The organism is Vibrio diabolicus (assembly GCF_011801455.1).
GTDB lineage: Bacteria > Pseudomonadota > Gammaproteobacteria > Enterobacterales > Vibrionaceae > Vibrio > Vibrio diabolicus.
On record NZ_CP042452.1, the window covers coordinates 514,055 to 530,916 of the forward strand.

General features: G+C 45.5%; 11 protein-coding genes. 6 read left to right on the plus strand and 5 right to left on the minus strand.

Going from position 1 to position 16,862, the window contains the following annotated elements:
• The first annotated feature begins 243 nt into the window (after positions 1–243).
• Positions 244–1,371 (plus strand): multidrug efflux RND transporter periplasmic adaptor subunit VmeY, encoded by a 1,128-nt coding sequence (vmeY, locus tag FR741_RS17810; RefSeq protein ID WP_005396140.1) that lies wholly within the window; start codon positions 244–246, stop codon positions 1,369–1,371.
• An 8-nt stretch (positions 1,372–1,379) separates the two neighbouring features.
• On the plus strand, positions 1,380–4,532 hold the full coding sequence (gene vmeZ, locus FR741_RS17815) for a multidrug efflux RND transporter permease subunit VmeZ (RefSeq protein WP_167427339.1): 3,153 nt from the start codon (positions 1,380–1,382) through the stop codon (positions 4,530–4,532).
• Between the two features lie 91 nt (positions 4,533–4,623).
• Here vmeZ and FR741_RS17820 read toward each other — a convergent pair whose 3' ends face one another.
• Positions 4,624–6,393: a methyl-accepting chemotaxis protein gene (locus tag FR741_RS17820; protein ID WP_150916929.1), complete on the minus strand. Its 1,770-nt coding sequence runs from the start codon at positions 6,391–6,393 to the stop codon at positions 4,624–4,626.
• A gap of 101 nt (positions 6,394–6,494) precedes the next feature.
• Positions 6,495–6,908: an alternative ribosome rescue aminoacyl-tRNA hydrolase ArfB gene (gene arfB / locus FR741_RS17825; RefSeq protein WP_005396137.1), complete on the minus strand. Its 414-nt coding sequence runs from the start codon at positions 6,906–6,908 to the stop codon at positions 6,495–6,497.
• 76 nt (positions 6,909–6,984) lie between these two features.
• Here arfB and FR741_RS17830 point away from each other — a divergent pair, with 76 nt between their 5' ends.
• Positions 6,985–7,587 (plus strand): beta-phosphoglucomutase family hydrolase, encoded by a 603-nt coding sequence (locus FR741_RS17830; protein WP_031780520.1) that lies wholly within the window; start codon positions 6,985–6,987, stop codon positions 7,585–7,587.
• Positions 7,588–7,674: 87 nt separating this feature from the next.
• Here FR741_RS17830 and FR741_RS17835 read toward each other — a convergent pair whose 3' ends face one another.
• Complete coding sequence (locus tag FR741_RS17835) at positions 7,675–8,667, minus strand: OmpA family protein (RefSeq protein ID WP_005396135.1); 993 nt, start codon at positions 8,665–8,667, stop codon at positions 7,675–7,677.
• A gap of 461 nt (positions 8,668–9,128) precedes the next feature.
• Here FR741_RS17835 and aroG point away from each other — a divergent pair, with 461 nt between their 5' ends.
• The 3 genes from aroG (at position 9,129) to FR741_RS17850 (ending at position 13,269) form a co-directional block, all read left to right on the plus strand.
• Complete coding sequence (gene aroG / locus FR741_RS17840) at positions 9,129–10,181, plus strand: 3-deoxy-7-phosphoheptulonate synthase AroG (RefSeq protein ID WP_005396134.1); 1,053 nt, start codon at positions 9,129–9,131, stop codon at positions 10,179–10,181.
• Positions 10,182–10,322: 141 nt separating this feature from the next.
• Positions 10,323–11,495, plus strand: a complete 1,173-nt coding sequence (locus tag FR741_RS17845) for an MFS transporter (RefSeq protein ID WP_046875894.1) — start codon at positions 10,323–10,325, stop codon at positions 11,493–11,495.
• A gap of 211 nt (positions 11,496–11,706) precedes the next feature.
• Positions 11,707–13,269, plus strand: a complete 1,563-nt coding sequence (locus FR741_RS17850) for a methyl-accepting chemotaxis protein (protein WP_167427340.1) — start codon at positions 11,707–11,709, stop codon at positions 13,267–13,269.
• 141 nt (positions 13,270–13,410) lie between these two features.
• Here FR741_RS17850 and tkt read toward each other — a convergent pair whose 3' ends face one another.
• Together tkt and tal are read right to left on the minus strand one after the other, a co-directional pair.
• Complete coding sequence (tkt, locus tag FR741_RS17855; RefSeq protein ID WP_145534636.1) at positions 13,411–15,402, minus strand: transketolase; 1,992 nt, start codon at positions 15,400–15,402, stop codon at positions 13,411–13,413.
• A 123-nt stretch (positions 15,403–15,525) separates the two neighbouring features.
• Complete coding sequence (tal, locus tag FR741_RS17860) at positions 15,526–16,476, minus strand: transaldolase (protein WP_005396118.1); 951 nt, start codon at positions 16,474–16,476, stop codon at positions 15,526–15,528.
• Positions 16,477–16,862 lie beyond the last annotated feature (386 nt).

A 16,862-nucleotide genomic window follows, 5' to 3' on the forward strand; every position in this document is an offset into this window, starting at 1 on the left:
ATTCGCGTTTCCTAGCGCCCTAAATGCACGATGCCTGAGAGTGTATATCAAATAGTTATGATTGAGCTGTTTGTATATTGCTCATTAAATATCACTGTTAACTAAATTACTTTATTTTCTTTTTGTTTCTCATGTTTACATTTAGAAACATTTTGGGGGCTTTTGAGTGAAGTTTTCAGTTGCAGCAAGGAGTAAGGTTGATGGGAATTCAACAATATCCTGTTCTATAAAGACGGTAAATACATGCAAAAGAAACCACTTGTCGCACTAATGGCGGCTACAGCAATCCTCGCTGGATGCGGGGAAGCTAATAATGCCCAAAGGGAAGGCCAGGCGCCTCTCGTAGTGACTCAGGATGTCACGGTTATCGACTACCAACCGAGCAAGTCTTATATCGGTCGCATTGAAGCAGTAGAAGATACCAATATTACCGCGCAGATTTCTGGCTATTTAAAAGCTCGTCACTTTGAAGAGGGGCAAATGGTAGAAAAAGGACAGCTTCTTTATTCTATCGAGCCATCTTCTTTTGAAGCACAAGTCGCGAGCGCTAAAGCGGCACTTGCACAAGCAAAAGCCGCGCTAAAAAAAGCGGAACTAGACCACACCCGAGGTAAAAACTTGTTGCCTCGTGGTAGTATCTCTCAATCTGAGTTTGACGCCTTAACTGCGGCACTTCTTGGTGCGAAAGCCGAGCTAGAAGCAGCAAACGCTCAGCTTAAGCTTGCTGAAGTTAACCTTTCTTATACTCAAATCCGAGCTCCGTTCAGCGGTCGTATTAGCGATACCAAAGTGAGTACCGGTGATCTTGTTTCCCCTTCATCTGGCGTGCTGACGACATTGGTGAGCTTAGACCCAGTGCATACTTCATTTAGTGTGAGTGAGCGCGAGCGTTTAGCCATGGGGATGGATCAAGTCAAAGGCGACGGCTCAGCAGAATCAAACAGAGTTGAAGTTCAGCTTGAGCTGGAAAATGGTCAGTTTTTTGAGCATCTCGGTAAGCTCGATTTCTTAGGTAATCGTATTGATACCAAAACTGGTACGATTGCAATGCGTGCGCTAGTGCCAAACCCAGAGCAGAAGTTACTTCCGGGTCAGCACATCAAAGTGAACTTGAGAGATAAGAACACAAAAGACGTTATTGTTATCCCACGACGTGCCGTACAGACTGACTTAGAAGGTGACTTTGTGATGGTGATGGCTGAGGGAAGTGTGGCTGAGCGTCGTAACGTCGAGCTTGGACCTCAGGTTGAACAAGGCATTATCATTCGAGAAGGCCTCGAACAGGAAGATACGGTTATTACACAGGGCCTACAGCGTGTGCGTAATGGTGTAGAAGTGCGCATTCAAACACCTGCTGAAGATAAGCAGTAGGGGGCACTATGTTAAGTCGTTTCTTTATTCAGAGACCTAAATTCGCGCTGGTTATTTCGATCATATTAACGCTAGCAGGCGCGATCTCACTGGCGATTTTGCCAGTGGCGGAGTACCCACAGATAAGTCCGCCATCAGTCAGCGTTTCGGCATACTACACCGGTGCGAGTGCGGAAGTTGTCGAGCAGGCCATTGCGGACCCCATAGAGACGTCGGTCAATGGCGTTGAGGACATGATCTACATGTCTTCAAAGAGCGCGAACGATGGCTCATACAGCCTAAACGTTACGTTCGATGTCGGGACCGATCCAGACATGGCGCAAGTAAACGTGCAAAACCGTGTGTCACAGATCGAGTCAAAACTGCCTCAAGAAGTGCGCATGGTTGGTGTGACGGTGAAAAAACGCTCACCTGACTTGCTGATGGTCCTTAACTTCTATTCACCTGATGGTAAATATGACGATCAGTTCTTGATTAACTACATTAACTTGAATGTAAAAGATCAGCTGGCTCGTGCGAAAGGCATTAGTGAAGTTAACGTGATTGGTGGTGGCGAATACGCAATGCGTGTTTGGTTAGATCCGGAAAAAATGGCCAACCTTAAGCTAACCACGTCAGACGTATACGCCGCTTTGGCTGAACAAAACGTTCAAGTTGCGGCAGGGCGTGTTGGTGCAGCACCATACAACAATCCACAAGAAGTTCAGTTTAACCTTGTGACCAAAGGTCGCTTGGAAAGCGTGAGTGAGTTTGAGAACGTTGTCCTTCGAGCTAATCCCAATGGATCTACGGTTTATCTGAAAGATGTTGCTCGCGTTGAACTAGGCAAAAAGTTCTACGATGGTAACGGTAAATTCCGTGGTCAGGACGCGTCAATTGTTGCATTGTCTCTTCAATCAGATGCGAACGCGTTAGAAAGTGGTCAGGCCGTCATGGAGCTGCTTGAGGACTTGAGTAAAAACTTCCCTGAGGGCATGGCGTACGAGACCAGCTACGATACAACCGTGTTCGTATCTGAATCGATCAAAGGGGTAGTAAAAACACTGATTGAAGCGATTCTATTGGTGATTGCTGTAACTTACTTGTTCTTGGGTAGTGCGCGCGCAACTTTGATTCCTGTTGTTGCGATCCCCGTTTCTCTGATTGGTACGTTTGCCATCATGCAGGCGACGGGCTTCACCATCAATACGGTCACTTTGTTTGGTTTGATCCTCGCGATTGGTATCGTGGTGGACGATGCGATTCTGGTTATCGAAAACGTCGATACCACCATGGCGAAAGACCCAACCATTTCACCGCGTAAAGCGACATTGCTAGCGATGAAAGAAGTAACGGGCCCAATCATCACGTCGACCTTGGTTCTACTTGCGGTATTCATACCAGTCGCGATGCTGCCGGGTATCACTGGAATCATGTATCGCCAGTTCGCTTTGACCATCTGTATTTCGGTTGTGATTTCATCCATCAATGCATTGACGCTGTCTCCAGCACTTTGTTCTCTGGTATTGAAGCAGGGTGGGGGCAACACGGCTAACTGGTTCCAGGCTTTCAACCGAGGCTTAGAGCGTATCACAACGCGTTATGGTCAGGTCGCTGGTTTCTTGGTGAAGAAATCTTTGCTACTCGTGACGTTCTTTATAGTCGCTATCGCGGCGGTCACTTTCTTTGCGAAAACCACCTCAACAGCGTTTGTTCCTCAAGAAGATAAAGGCATTTTGCTGGTTAACGTTCAGCTACCAGATTCAGCATCTTTATCTCGTACTGAAGAAGTCACCAATGATTTAATGAACATGATTGGTGAAGAACCTGGTGTGGATGGCGTGACGGTTGCGAACGGTTACTCGTTTATGACAGGCGCAGCGGCATCAAACGGTGCATCTGTGTTTATCAAACTGCATGACTGGGATACTCGTAACTCGTTGCAAGGGGAACACTCTGCCAATGCCATCGCGGCGCGTATTAACGGTCGTGCTGCAACAGAGTTGCCTCAAGCGGTTGTGTTTGCGATGGGGCCACCAGCGGTTCCTGGTATGGGGGCAGCGTCTGGTTTTGAGTTTGTGCTTGAAGATACGCTAGGGCGAAGCCGTACCGATTTGTCGATGGTCATGGGAGAAATGATCCAAGCGGCCAACCAAGCCCCTGAAATTGCCTACACGTTTAGTACGTTCCGCGCGAATGTCCCGCACTACTACGTTGATATCGACCGTGAGAAAGCACAGCAGTTGGGTATTTCGCTATCGTCTATTTTCCAAACCTTGCAAGGCAACTTAGGTTCGCTTTATGTGAATGACTTCACCATGTTTGGTAAGAACTTCCGCGTAACCATGCAAGCTGATAGCCAGCACCGTAGCAGCATGGAAGATCTAGAGCGTTTCCATGTTCGTTCTTCGAACGGCGATATGGTTCCGCTAAGTACGCTAGTGAGCTACGAGCAAGTGTTTGAGCCTGATGTGGCATGGCGTTACAACATGTACCGCAGTGCTATCATTCAAGGCCAACCAGCTCCGGGTTACTCTAGTGGTGATGCGATTGCTGCAATGGAACGCGTTGCTGCTGAAGTTCTCCCACAGGGGTACACGTATGAATGGACAGGTATGGCTTATCAGGAAGTACTTGCGGGTAACCAAGCCATTTATGCGTTTGCGCTGGCTTTGATCTTCATTTACTTGTTCATGGTTGCACAATATGAGAGCTGGAGTATTCCATTAGCCATCATTTTGGTGGTGCCAGTAGCAACGTTAGGCTCCTTCTTAGCGTTGAATCTGACTGGGACACCGCTTAACTTGTATGCGCAAATTGGTCTTGTCTTGCTCATAGCCTTGGCGGCGAAAAACGCAATTTTGATTGTGGAGTTCGCCAAGCAAGAACGTGAAGAAAAAGATGCTGATATCGATAGTGCTGCGGTTAAAGGAGGCACGTTACGTTTCCGCGCTGTGAATATGACATCTTGGTCGTTTATCCTGGGTATCTTCCCGCTGATCTTCGCCGCAGGTGCAGGGCACGTGAGCCAAAACTCGCTCGGTGTGTCGCTGATTGGTGGTCTATTGTGTGTGCTTCTAGCAGGTACATTCTTGATCCCTGGCTTCTACGCTATGGTGCAAAGACAGCGTGAGAAAGTTCATGGCGGCAACACCAAGTTGGTTCCTCTTGATGATGAGTAATCACACCCGCAGTGCACAGTAGAGCACGAAGTTAAAGTCGAAAAAAAGCCCGAAGCAATGATTGCCTCGGGCTTTTTATTTGTAGGGAAGGTTATTTTAGCGCGGTTTTAAATTGTGCAACGGCTTCGTCCATATCATGAGCTTGAGCAGAAACAGAGTTCACTTCGTGCAAGCATTCCTGAGCGGATTGCATGTTGTTTTCAGATATCGCGTTAAGCTCGGTGATTGAGCCACTAACTTGGTTCATCACGATACCTTGCTCTTCAATCGCAGAAGCAATGCGCTCCGAATTGCCTTGAATTGCATGCATGTCAGTGATGATCTGCTGCAGGCTAGAATCAAGTTTTTCAGAGGCATTAAGCGTTTGTTGTCCTTGATCGTTACATTGATCAATATCCGCCACGACCGTCGACATTTGAGCTTGAATATCAACAACAACTCGCGTGATTTCCTCGGTAGATTGATGAGTTCGGCTAGCTAGGGCTCGTACTTCATCGGCAACAACGGCGAAGCCACGACCTTGTTCGCCCGCTCGCGCGGCTTCAATTGCTGCATTGAGAGCCAGTAAGTTAGTTTGTTCCGCAATTTCTTGGATGATGTTCACCGCACCACCAATTTTATCTACATGTTGGTTCAACGAGCCAATCGACTGCTGACTGTTCGATAAAATACTGGTCAATTGACCAATGTTGGTTACAGTAGTTTCAACAACACTTCGGCCTTGTTCGGCATTATTCGCGGCTTGATGTACACCCTCTACCGCAACCGACGTGCTTTCCGATATTTCGCCTATCGTTGCCACCATTTGCTGAACCGCAGTAGCCATCGATGCAGTGTGGTCCGTTTGAGTATGGAACTGCTCCATAACTCCTTCTAGCTCACGATGCATATTATCGGTACTGGCCGTTAACTGCGCAGATTTTTCTTGGGTGCCACTAATTAACTGCTCAAGCTTATCCAACAGATCATTGAGGTGGTGGCTGATATCAAATAGCTCATCTTTGCCTTTCAAGTCAGAGCGCAGTCCCATGTTGTTTGTTTCGCTAATGCTTCGAATGGTGCCAAGCAAGCTGTTTACTCGTGTATTGATTGAGCGAGAGATCTGCCAAATCAATGCGAAAATAACACCTAAGATCAGAGCAGTAATGACTTGCTTGATGGTCGACATTTGTTCATCACGCTTTGCAGCAGCAGAGCTAAGGGCTGTCGAAAAGGTTTCAAATTGTTCTTCTACGGCATGAGATAATGCGCGAGTTTCACCAAGTAGGCCTTGGTCGTAAGCGACTCCTACAACTTGTTTTTGTGTCGCTACTAGCTTACCTGTTTTGGTGAGCTCCGGAGCATATAGCCCAACAAGCAAATCACTATTGAATTGACCTGATTTAACCGCAGAGTCAAAACGAACCAACGCCAGCAATTGCTGGTGGTCGGAGCGTTGCTTGGCTTCTAACAGTGCTTGCTCGTAAGCAGCAAGAAGGCCACTCTTTGCATCAAGTCCGTAGCGTTGGTAAGCACTGACCAGATTCTGAAAGCCCTTTTGGTATGCAAGGAGGTCTTGTTTGAATCGTTGACTGGAAGGTAATTCATTGCTCGTGAGTATGTTCGCAAGCTCTCTTTCTGTATTTAGAAACTTATCAACATTCGCATCAAATTTGTTTAGGTATTTGTCATTACTACGCAGTAAGAAATCTTTCTCGTTTCTGCGTAAGTTGAGTAAACGTATTTCTAGATCGCCAACGAGTTTGATGGCGTGGTTAAGTTCATTGCTCTTATTGGCGAAATGGGATGACGTACCCAAAAGGGCCACGATGCCTAAAATGGCGATAACTCCGAGGAAGTAGAGTTTTTGCCTAATAGTCATATTGTTGTTTCCTGAATAAGTAACTAAAAAGAGAAATCCAATGAGATTTCCCAAGGGCTAGCAAACGTTGTTCAACTAACATGTCGAGAAAACGACATGCATTAATACAGCACTTTCTTACGTTGCTGCTTTTTCGCTCCATGCTTGTTCTTGGTATCAAGTCTTCGGCGTTGAGAAGCGCGGGTTGGTTTCGTTTTAATACGCTTCTTCTCCTGTAAGGCGGCAGCTTTAATTAAAGCTTGAAGCCGATTCAGGGCGTCTTCCTTATTTTGTTCTTGCGTGCGAAATTGTTGCGCTTTGATGATGATCACGCCATCTTTAGTTATACGACTGTCAGAAAGAGCAAGTAATCGTTCTTTGTAGAAGTCAGGTAAGCTGGAATGTCGGATATCAAAGCGTAAATGTATAGCGGACGCTACCTTGTTAACGTTCTGGCCACCATTTCCTTGAGCTCTAATTGGGGATAATTGAATTTCCCACTCTTGAATTGTGACGGAGTTCGAAATTTTGAGCATGATAAGTAAATGCCGGTAAGGACGATTGAAAGAGCTGATAAATTAACATCACAGATGTACAAATAGAAGAAAAGACATGAGCACGATTGATTTTAGGCCCTATGAGGGATTCATATTTGATATGGATGGTACTTTAATAGATACCATGCCAGCCCATTTGGCTGCTTGGCAAGCAACCGCAGATCGCTTTGATTTTCCGTTTTGTCAGGAGTGGTTTCACAGTTTAGGGGGCATGCCGAGCTTTAAAATTGTTGAGGAGCTAAACCGTGTGCATGAGCTTTCATTAGATCCTAAAACCGTCGCTACATTTAAAATGGAAACGTTCGCTGCTATGGAGCTGCACGGGGACGTTATTCCGTGCACTAATATCGTGTTAGAAGAATATTTAGGCCACAAGAAAATAGCGGTCGGGACTGGCAGTCAACGAGAAAGTGCCATGCGCTTATTGAGCCACTCCGGTTTATTGGACAAGTTGGATGTTGTGGTAACTGCAAGTGATGTAGAGAACCATAAGCCTTTTCCGGATACCTTTTTGGTGGCGGCCGAGCATCTTGGGTTGGAAGCGTCACAATGTCTTGTATTCGAGGATACCGAGCTAGGTAAACGAGCGGCGCATGCAGCGGGTATGGATTGCGTTATGGTGCAAGATAACGAGTTAATCTTTTTTCCAAAACCATAGTAAAAAGAGCGATAAAGCGAGATCAAAATGGGGTGCAAACGCACCCCATTAACTTTTACAACATCATAGATAAAATATCATAAATGTTTATTCAGGTTGAACTAGTTCTTGGTATTCAAACGAAGGAACCACAACCTCTACGCGACGGTTTTTCTCACGACCTTCACGAGTGCTGTTGTCAGCAACTGGGTTTTCTTCACCCATGCCTTTCACAGTTAAACGATCTGAGTCAATGCCTGCAGCAGTTAGGTAATCCGCAACAGATTGAGCACGACGCTCAGACAGTTTTTGGTTGTAAGTCGCAGGACCAGAGCTATCCGTGTAGCCAGTGATCTCTACTTGAGCTTGTGGGTATTCGTTCAAGAATGATACGAAGTTGTCTAGACGCTCCGAAACAGAGTCTGTTAGCTTAGCACTGTCGAATTCAAACGTACCTGTACCGTACTCTTCTTTGTGCACTTTGCTCATCATCACTGGTTCTGGATCTGGTTCAACCACTTCTTCTGTTACAACTGCCGCAACCACTGGCGCAGCCGCAAATTTGTAGTTAAAGCCGATACCGAAGAAGTTAGCGTCCATGTCGTCCCATACGTCATCAGACAGATCTTGATAGCGTTGATATTCTGCGCGTACGCTCCAGTTTCTGTCGATAGTGTATTCAGCACCTAGCGAGCCAGTTGGAACGAAATCTTTTTCGTCATCAGACATCATGTAAGCACCACCGATCTTAGCGAATAAATTCCAAGATTCGTTCAAGTGCCAGTTGAATTTAGGTGCGAGAGTTAAAGCCGTTAAATTGCCGTCGATCGTATTAACTGTATTAGCCCCTGACTTAAAGTTAGCTTTGTAATCGCCTAAGAAGTCGACACCATACTCTAGCCCGATGATATCGGTGAAGTCATAACCGATATGTAGTCCAGCACCAAAAGCTTCATCATCACAAGGGCTATTTAGATAGCAAGCATCGTCAAGTGTAGTCATGCCTACTTTGCCCCCGATATACATTTCAGCTTGAGCAGAGTTTAAAAGCGCGCTACTACCAGCTACCACTGCTGCTACTGCAATTGCTACTTTGTTCATAATGTTTCCTTGTATTGATTGCATATTAACTTCTACTTCGTTTTATCAAAAAATTAGAAAAAACCAGCGTTTATAAGAAATTAGTTTAATATTCTAATCATTTCATATCAAGCAACAATATCTTTGAACTTGATCAACATTTACTAACCAATAACACCTCACAAACTTCTGATATTTCTTACATTGTAGTAAAGATTTTTGGGGTCATAAGAAAATTGATGATTATTTTGAACTTTTTTTCGTAAAGTTTATTTTACATTGTGCGCGGTGGTTAACAGGTGGTTTTTATTTGCATTTATTTGCAAAAACTGATTGCAAGTCTACGCCTAAGCCGATAAGTTACTTAAACGCTAGACAGAAAATGACCAGAGCCCTTGATGCTGCTCGCTTTGTGAACAATGTTGCAATGAGTTCAGTTGGCAAAAAATTGGGTCGGAAATAAAAACCAGGAAGTAGAAGTAATGTTTCAAACTGATGATGTAAGAATAAATAGAGTAAAAGAGTTATTGCCACCTGTAGCAGTATTAGAGAAGTTCCCAGCGACTGAAACCGCTTCTTCGACCACTTTTGATTGCCGTAATGCCATTCACAATATTCTTGAAGGAAAAGATGACCGATTACTTGTAATTGTTGGCCCGTGTTCCATTCACGATCCTGCTGCTGCGGTTGAATATGGTAAAAAGCTAAAAGTATTACGTGATGAACTTGGTGAACAACTAGAAGTTGTGATGCGAGTTTATTTTGAGAAACCGCGTACAACGGTAGGATGGAAAGGTCTGATCAACGACCCTTACCTGAATGATACCTACAAGCTGAATGATGGTCTGCGTATTGGACGTAAGCTTCTTCTTGATCTTACCGATATGGGCTTGCCAACCGCGAGTGAGTTCCTAGATATGATTACGCCTCAGTACGTGGCGGATCTGATCAGTTGGGGTGCTATCGGTGCTCGTACGACAGAATCTCAGGTTCACCGTGAGCTTGCTTCTGGTCTTTCTTGTCCTGTTGGGTTTAAAAATGGTACAGACGGGAACATTAAGATCGCGAGCGATGCGATTCGTTCTGCAAGTGCTTCTCACCACTTCTTATCAGTAACAAAATACGGACATTCTGCGATCGTAGAAACCGCTGGCAATCCTGATTGCCATATCATTCTCCGTGGTGGTAAAGAGCCAAACTACAGTGCAGCGCATGTTGCTCAAATTAAAGATGAGTTAGATGGTGCAGGGCTACCGAAAAAAGTGATGATTGATTTTAGCCACGCTAACAGCTCGAAGCAGTTTAAACGTCAAATGTTGGTGTCTGATGACGTATCAGAGCAAATAGCTGGTGGCGAAGAAGCAATTTTTGGTGTGATGATTGAGTCTCATTTAGTTGAAGGTCGCCAAGACTTAGTGGATGGTAAAGCGGCCACTTATGGTCAGTCGATTACCGATGCATGTATCGGTTGGGAAGATACGGAAACCGTACTTCGTCAGCTTTCAGATGCAGTAAAAGCGCGCCGTAACAAATAAGCTCAACAGAAAGAACTTTTTAAAGAGCCAGAGGCATTGTGCTTCTGGCTCTTTTTTATTGAGAATTACTCGCATCTCTTTCTATTGTTTCTGCTTTCCTATATGTTATCTGTATGCGCTGTAACCAAAAGGAATTTGGAATTGAATCGTAATGTATGGCTATTATCCCTTTGCCAAGCCCTATTAATGACAGGGAATATTTTACTCATATCTGTTATTGCCCTTATTGGCAAAACACTTGCGCCGTCATCAAGCTTTATTACGTTGCCCGTTGCGCTGCAATTTTTAGGACTGATGGCTGCGACGATCCCTGCGTCACTAATTATGGGCAAGTTGGGACGTCGCCTTGGGTTTAGTCTCGGTAATGTTATTGGCATTTTGGGTGCCAGCCTAGCGACGTATGCGTTAAGTCAACAGAACTTCTATCTGTTCTGTGTTTCTACCTTTTTGCTCGGTGTTGGTATTGGCTTCGGAACGCTATACAGATTTGCTGCTATTGAAGTGTGTGAAGAGTCGGCAAGACACAGGGCGATTTCGATATCTATGGCGGGAGGGGTACTAGCGGCGATACTTGGCCCTAATTTGGCGGTGTATTCACAGCAATGGTCAGATGATGGTTTGTACATTAGTGCTTTTGCCGTGCTTATTGGACTTTATATAACTGCGTTGATCGTGCTGCAAACGATTCGTTTTCCACCAGCACACACGCAAGTTCTACATACTAAAGCGGATAAAGTGGGGCATATTATCCGTCGACCTAATTTCATGCTAGCGGTTATCGCCGCAATGGTTGCGTATGCGGTGATGAACATTTTAATGACAGCAACGCCTCTGGCGATGATTGGTTGTGGCTTTGATTTTGACAAAGCGGCAGGAGTGATCGAATGGCATGTGCTGGGCATGTTTGCACCGGCGTTTGTCACGGGACGCTTGATAGAGCGGTTTGGCGCGAAGAATATGATTTTAGCCGGTGGATTGCTATTTGTTGCTTGTATTGGAATTAACATACACGGAGTGTCCATTTGGCACTTTAGTCTTGCTTTAGTTCTGTTAGGCGTTGGTTGGAACTTTATGTTTATCGCGGCAACTGGGTTATTTAGTCAAAGCTATGAAGCGAAAAACAGGAGCAAGGCTCAAGCGTTTAATGAATTCTTCGTGTTCAGTTGTGTCACTATCACTGCATTACTATCTGGCTGGCTTGAATCCACCGTAGGTTGGCAAAACCTTAATTTGTACGTTCTTCCTTTTGTGTTACTCGTCATCGTGATGTTTGCTTTGAAAACGAACAAAGAAACGGAATCCCAAACTGCTTGATTAGATCTTCTATACATAGCCCGGCATAACGTGTCGGGTTTTGTTTATTAGCTCAACTCCACAACTTCTTCTTTATATTTTTATTGATAATGTGAATTCCCACACTAAAAATGTCGAATTGATAAGACTTTTTGTCTAACTTTTTGTAATAAAAATAAAAATCCTGTATATATCTTGCCGAAAATCAATAAAAACTACAGAAGTTTCGTCTATGTCAGTCAATATTTCTCATAAAGCTCAAGAAACTCTCGTGAGGGAGTCTGAGGAACTCGTCTCAACAACTAACCTACAAGGTGTTATTACGTATTGTAACGAAGCCTTTTGCCGTGTTGCTGAGTACACTCACGAAGAACTCGTCGGCCAGAACCACAATATCGTTCGCCACAATGACATGCCTAAAGCCGCTTTCGGCGATATGTGGGCACGTCTTAAGCAAGGCAAAGCCTGGCGCGGCATGGTTAAGAATGCCACTAAGTCGGGCGGTTACTATTGGGTTGATGCCTATGTCACCCCTATTTATGAAAATAACCACGTTGTTGGTTATCAATCTGTGCGCGTGAAGCCAAAGCGAGAGTGGGTTGATATAGCCACGAAAGCCTACAAGAGTATGCGCGCCGCCGAGAAGTCAGGTCGTACTTGGTCGTTGAAACTCAATGAAACCATTCGCTATGCGATTCTACTTGGCGCATTGACCGCACCTGCAGCCGCATATGCATTGTCTATTGAAGGTCCATTGGCTTGGCTTGCAAGTGCACTACCTGCGAGTGTTCTAGCGTTGTTATTCCGCCAAGAATTGATTGATACGCCTAAACAACTGAAAAAGTTACAAAAGCAATACGACAGCGTGAGTCGCTTGATCTATTCCGGCAATACGGCATTTTCGATTGCCGATTTCCATATCAAAATGCTGTCCGCAAGAATTCGAACCGTGTTGGGAAGAATGACAGACTCCGCACTGCCGTTGCAGCATTGCGCCGAAGAACTCAGTCAAACCACAGCAGAAGTTTCGGCTGCATTAAATCAGCAAAACACCGATATTCATCGCGTACGTGATGCGACTCAAGAGGTGGAGTCTTCGGCGAATTCAGTCTCTTCTAGCACCAATGATGCCCATATGCTAATTGATGACACATTGAAGTCATGCTTGATGGCGAAGGAAACCATCGATCAAACGCACACCAATCTAACGCAGTTGAGCCTTCAAGCAGAAAAAGCGACGGAAACGACGTATCAACTGAGTGATCAGGCGCAGAAAGTGAATCATTTGATGGAAGAGATTGGTGGGATCGCAGAACAAACCAATTTACTGGCACTTAACGCGGCAATTGAAGCGGCGAGGGCGGGTGAGCAAGGTCGTGGTTTTGCTGTTGTTGCCGATGAGGTGCGCGCGCTCTCTGGTCGCACATCCAATGCAACTGAACAAATCCAAGCGTCTATCTCTGCTATGTTGGCGACGATACAAAGTTGGCAAAAAGACATTCTGGCAAACAAAGAGCAAACGGATACCTGTTCTCAGGTTGCAGAGCAAAGCGCGCTTCGTTTGTCTGAGGTTGAACAGATGATGCAAAGCATGAGTGGGTTGATGGTCGATGTGGCGGAAGCGGCAAATAACCAGCTGAAGCTATCCAGCGATGTAAATCAGCATATTCACTCTATTGCTTCTACGGCAGAGCAAAACTTGGCAGCAACGCACTCCGTAGAGCAAAACAGCCGTCAGTTGAAAGAGCAAGTACAAGATTTCTATCAGCTCGCGCTTCGATTTGAAGACAAATAGCCGTAACGAAAGTCGTTGTGTTCACTTTCTGGCTGTGTTTACACAAATAGGGGCCAGATAAAAGAAAGCCCCGCCATTGCTGGCGGGGCTTTTCAGTTTTCACATTCGCAATAGAGAAAACTGATTATCTTTTTACTGCAATTACGCTAGTAGTTCTTTTGCTGTATTTACTACGTTTTCAGTAGTGAAACCGAACATTTTGAACAGTTCACCAGCAGGTGCAGATTCACCGAATGAAGTCATACCGATGATGCGACCGTCGAAGCCTACGTACTTGTACCAGAAGTCAGCAATACCTGCTTCGATAGCGATACGAGCTGTTACGTCTGATGGTAGAACGGCTTCACGGTAAGCGGCGTCTTGCTTGTCGAATGCATCTGTTGATGGCATTGAAACAACGCGTACTTTCTTACCTTCAGCAGTTAGCTGTGCTGCTGCTTCTACTGCTAGTTCAACTTCAGAACCTGTTGCGATAAGGATTAGCTCTGGCTTGCCTTCGCAATCTTTCAGGATGTAACCGCCTTTTGCGATGTCAGCAACTTGTTCAGCTGTGCGCTCTTGTTGCGCTAGGTTTTGACGTGAGAAGATAAGCGCAGTTGGTGCATCTTTACGTTCAATCGCTAGTTTCCAAGCCACTGCTGATTCAACTTGGTCACATGGACGCCATGTGCTCATGTTTGGCGTTAGACGTAGCGATGCCATTTGCTCAACCGGTTGGTGAGTTGGGCCATCTTCGCCAAGACCGATAGAATCGTGCGTGTACACTTGGATGTTCTGAATCTTCATCAGAGCCGCCATACGCATTGCGTTACGAGCATATTCCATGAACATTAGGAATGTCGCGCCGTAAGGAACGAAACCACCGTGTAGCGCAATACCGTTCATGATCGCCGTCATACCGAATTCACGTACACCGTAGTGGATGTAGTTACCAGAGAAGTCACTTGCTTCTAGAGACTTAGAACCAGACCACATGGTTAGGTTAGACGGCGCTAGGTCAGCAGAGCCGCCCATGAACTCAGGTAGTAGAGCACCAAATGCCTCTAGAGCGTTTTGAGATGCTTTACGTGACGCAATGTTTGCTGGGTTTGCTTGAAGATCGGCAATGATTTGGCTTGCTTTCTCTTCCCACTGTGCAGGAAGTTCACCGTTTACGCGGCGTTTAAATTCAGCTGCCAGCTCAGGGTACGCTGCTTCATAAGCTGCAAATTTCTCGTTCCACGCTGCTTCCTTAGCTGCGCCTGTTTCTTTCGCTGACCATTCTGCGTAGACTTCTTGCGGAATTTCAAAAGGACCGTGCTCCCAACCTAGTTCTTTGCGTGTTGCTGCGATTTCTTCTGCACCTAGTGGCGCACCGTGACAATCGTGTGAACCAGATTTGTTTGGTGAACCAAAACCGATGATTGTCTTAGTACAGATAAGTGTAGGACGTGGATCCGCTTTCGCCGCTTCGATTGCTGCGTTGATCGCTTCAGAGTCGTGACCGTCTACTGCTGGGATTACGTGCCAGCCGTAAGCTTCAAAACGCTTAGGCGTGTCGTCAGAGAACCAACCTTCAACGTGACCATCGATTGAGATGCCGTTGTCATCCCAGAATGCGATCAGTTTGCCTAGACCTAGTGTACCAGCTAGAGAACATGCCTCGTGCGAGATGCCTTCCATCAGACAGCCGTCGCCCATGAACACGTAAGTGAAGTGGTCAACGATGTCGTGGCCTTCTTTGTTGAACTGTGCTGCTAGCGCTTTCTCAGCTAGAGCCATACCAACCGCGTTAGTGATGCCTTGACCTAGAGGACCCGTTGTTGTCTCGATACCAGGCGCGTAGCCGTACTCTGGGTGACCAGGAGTCTTAGAGTGAAGCTGACGGAAGTTTTTCAGATCATCGATAGATAGCTCGTAACCGCTCAAGTGCAGTAGAGAGTAAATTAGCATTGAGCCGTGGCCGTTAGACAGTACGAAACGGTCGCGGTCTGCCCACTCAGGGTTTGATGGGTTGTGGTTTAGGTGAGAACGCCAAAGAACTTCAGCGATATCAGCCATGCCCATAGGTGCACCTGGGTGACCAGAGTTAGCTTGTTGAACACCATCCATGCTTAGCGCACGGATTGCATTTGCTAGATATTTACGATCCATAGTGATTACTTCTCGATAAGGGTTTAAATAGAGGGAACTCGTCGAAACAAGTTCAAATAGAAAATCTTGAATAAGCGCTGATGGTAAAAGCGAGTAGACGGGCTACTCGCTTTTGGTAAGCAATTAAAGCTTAGCTTCGATCATCGCTTCTAGTTTACCTTGGTCAACGGCGAAGTTGCGGATGCCTTCAGCCAGTTTCTCAACCGCCATTGGGTCTTGGTTGTGTTCCCATAGGAACTCAGAATGAGTCATTGGTGCAGGACGCTCAGCTGCGCCTTTAGAATCAACTAGCTTCTCAACCACTTCACCTTCTGCAGCTTCTAGCTCAGCAAGTAGAGCAGGCGCGATAGTTAGACGGTCACAGCCAGCTAGTTCTAGGATCTCACCGATGTTACGGAAGCTTGCGCCCATTACGACAGTTTTGTAGCCGTACTCTTTGTAGTAGTTGTAGATCTTAGTTACAGACAGTACGCCTGGATCTTCTGAAGCTTCGAAGTCACGGCCTTCTTTCGCTTTGTACCAGTCCATAATACGGCCAACGAATGGAGAGATTAGGAATACGCCAGCTTCTGCACAAGCACGCGCTTGAGCGAATGAGAATAGAAGCGTTAGGTTACAGTTGATGCCTTCTTTCTCTAGGATTTCTGCTGCGCGGATACCTTCCCAAGTAGACGCTAGTTTGATAAGGATGCGGTCGTTAGTGATGCCTGCATCGTTGTACATTTTTACTAGTTGACGTGCTTTCGCTACGCTTCCTTCCATATCGTAAGATAGGCGTGCGTCAACTTCTGTAGAGATACGACCTGGAATAGTTTTTAGGATTTCTTTACCGATGTTTACTGCAAGCATGTCACAAGTGTCTTGAACTTGTTGAGCTTTGTCGTTGCTCTGTGCTTTAGCATATTCGATTGAAGCATCGATTAGAGGTGCGTACTCTGCGATTTGAGCGGCTTTCAGGATAAGAGAAGGGTTAGTTGTTGCGTCTTCTGGTTGATACTTTTTGATTGCATCAATTTCGCCAGTGTCTGCTACTACAGTCGTTAGTTTACGAAGTTGCTCTAACTTGTTGCTCATAATCGATCATCCTATTTAAATGGGCTTAAGCGTGATTTTTGTTATCACAGCTTGTGCATTTGCAAGCGAGTTAGCTAATCGTCTCATCGCATTTAATGAGACATCTGCTCAGCCAACTACGGAAAATTTCGTTACCGAACAAATGCAATGAACATTTGATCGATAGCTGAGTAAATGATGTGTCCATATTTATCCTATCTATGCTGAAAGTCAATCGCTGAAATCGACTTATAGTGAACTTCATCAACGTTTTTTTACTGTGTGTGTAGTGGTTAACCCAAATAAACGTTTGCCCTTATTGTTCAAAGGTTGAGCGTTGTACGTGAGGGTAAAAAATTGTAGTGAGAAAATGTTATTGCGATGAGCAAATGTAGCGTTTAAATTGA